Annotated in this window: 3 protein-coding genes; all 3 read left to right on the top strand. The window is 43.7% G+C overall.

The window, feature by feature from the left end; translation table 11 throughout:
• Positions 1-859: hypothetical protein (locus tag HSS18214_RS17675; protein WP_040460685.1), on the top strand; the 859-nt coding region annotated here is incomplete at its 5' end.
• A 2-nt stretch (positions 860-861) separates the two neighbouring features.
• Positions 862-1,614: a hypothetical protein gene (locus HSS18214_RS0100510; protein WP_016913360.1), complete on the top strand. Its 753-nt coding sequence runs from the start codon at positions 862-864 to the stop codon at positions 1,612-1,614.
• A gap of 135 nt (positions 1,615-1,749) precedes the next feature.
• Positions 1,750-2,680: aldolase catalytic domain-containing protein (locus tag HSS18214_RS0100515; RefSeq protein ID WP_016913361.1), on the top strand; the 931-nt coding region annotated here is incomplete at its 3' end.

The raw sequence follows: 2,680 nt of genomic DNA on the forward strand, positions 1-2,680 counted from the left end.
AGTATGGGTTTACCGTGAGGAAGCAAAGAAGGTGGCTTCTACTGTAATGCGCGGCGAGCAGCTTTCTAAGATTGTCAGAGATAGAACAAATATTGATGTAGCATATGTGAACGAACACGCACTTGATAAAATCAAGAACTCGCTTGTTGTTTTGACGAAGGGCTTTTTGAAAAAAGTTACGCAAAGAGAGCTTGAGATACTAAGAAATAACAAGAATATTATTTGCACAGACTATGTAGATGACCCAGAGAAAAAAGAGGTAGTTGAAGTAGTTGATGTGTTGGTTGCATCTTCTATTAGACAGTTAATGCACTATAAGAAAAAATATCCTGAAAAGTATTCACATATGGTTACGCATCACGTTGATCCAGATATTCCGCATATAGAACCTCCGAAGGATGTTGCAAGGATTGGCTACTTTGGTGAGCTAGCAAATGCAAAATGGAAAGACGAGCTAAAAGGTAAGGTAAGTTTTATTCTAACAAATACGAAAACACGAAGTAGAGAATGGATTGATGAATTGAAAAATTATAATGTCCATTATGCGGTTAGGCAAAAAAGAACTATTGATGGGTTTAAGCCCTTCTTGAAAGGGTTTACTGCAGCACATTGCAATGCTGCTATTGTTGTCGAGAAAAACGAAGGTGATGCATTGTATTACTTGGGTTCTGATTACCCATTTATGCTTCAAGAATCAGATTTAGATAGCGTTTCTGCACTTTTAGATAATCTTGAGATGAATGGTGTTAGTCTTCTCAAATATGTATTTGGGAGAATGTTGTCTTTAAAAAATAGATCTTCGTATCAGTCTGTTGCATTTGAGGTTAAGAAGTTGTTTGATGACTTTAAAGGAGTGTGATCATGAATGCCAAGCAGGTTAAAGAGTATTTATATAAAAGATCTTCAAGAAAAGAAACACTGCTTGAGCAAGTTGATATTTTTACAAGCATTGTTGAGCGCACCGATATAGATATTTTTGATAATGTAAATGCTTATGTGTGCTTGATTTATAAATTGGCCGAGGCTGAAAGTGATGTGCTTTTGGAAGAAGCTTTGCAACATAGATTGATCTTTGTTAAAAAAGCACTTGGGTTTTCCGTATCTGATAATATCAGAAAGGATGTTTTTCATATTTATAATTCCATACAAACTGCCTGTTACAATGCTCTTTTGTATCTGGGGGAGTTTGAAAAAGCACTAGGTATAATAGAGGAAATGATAGCTTGGAATAAGAGCTTCGATTTTTCCTTTGCTGGGAAGGGTTACTATAAAACTTCGACTAACATATCTAAAAGTTTTATGGTGTATTTTTCGTTGTTAGCAATATTAAAAGGCAAGGTGGAGCCAGGTTTGATTGATGATAGCATTTTAGTGCTGCAAAAAGGTATGCTTAAGGGTTTTGGTAGTAATGATAAAGTTGCTTTTCAGGAGTGGGTCGGTACTTCGAAAATTGTTGATAGTTTTACTAGGGTTGATAGAAAAGTAATAAGCTCAAAAGTGCCAAATAAAGATTTTAAGATTAATTTAATTAATAACGTTTTTCTAAGGAGTTTGCGTTTGTCGACGCAAGGGGCGAAGGATAAAGTGAGCTGTAAACTTGAATGTTTTTGCTAATACGCCTCTCAGCAAGCTGCAAGTTATTAGTTGTTTGGCTCCACATAGTGGATGGCAATCAGCTGCATTTCTATAAGTGGTTTTTTGAAAACTATGGTGGCGAATAATGCTTACCAACATGGCAAAGAGGTAATTATGCTATTACTCGATTGCACACTCCGCGACGGCGGCTACTACAACGCCTGGGACTTCTCGGAAGAGCTGATCCATGAGTACCTGGAAGCCATGCAGGCTGCGGGCGTGGATATTGTCGAGCTGGGCCTGCGCTCGTTGAAAAACCAGGGGTTCCAGGGGCCTTGCGCGTTTACCACCGATGAGTTCATCCGTGGTCTCACTATCCCGGCGGGGCTAACCGTGGGGGTGATGATCAATGGCAGTGAGCTGGTGGGCAAGGTGCCTCAGGTGGAAGCGCTGGAACGTATGTTCCCCAACGATGCCGCGAACTCCCCGGTCGAGCTGGTGCGTATTGCCTGCCACGTGCATGAGTTTGCCAACTCACTGCCCGCTGTCACCTGGCTGAAAGAGCGTGGTTTCAAGGTGGGCTTTAACCTGATGCAGGTCGCCGACCGCACCGAAGAAGAGGTAAAAGCGCTGGCTCGCGAAGCCAAGGCGTACCCGCTGGACGCGTTGTACTTTGCCGATAGCATGGGCAGCATGAATCCGGACCAGGCAGCGCAAATCATCCAGTGGATGCGTACCGAGTGGGAAGGCCCCATGGGTATTCATACTCACGATAACCTCGGTCTGGCGCTTTCCAATACCTTGCGTGCCATCGACGAAGGCGTGACCTGGGTAGACGCCACCGTAACAGGCATGGGGCGTGGCCCCGGCAATGCGCGTACCGAAGAGCTGGCCATTGAACTGGCAGCGCGCCGCGACAAGCCAGTCAGCATGGTGCCACTGATGGCGCTGCTGCGTAAACACTTCAAGCCCATGCAGGAGCATTATGGCTGGGGGACCAACCCCTATTACTACCTGGCGGGCAAATACGGTATTCACCCCACCTATATTCAGGAAATGCTCAGCGACTCCCGCTACGATGAAGAAGATGTGCTGGCGGTGATTG

This window comes from Vreelandella stevensii S18214, from assembly GCF_000275725.1.
In the GTDB taxonomy this organism is placed as follows: Bacteria; Pseudomonadota; Gammaproteobacteria; order Pseudomonadales; family Halomonadaceae; genus Vreelandella; species Vreelandella stevensii.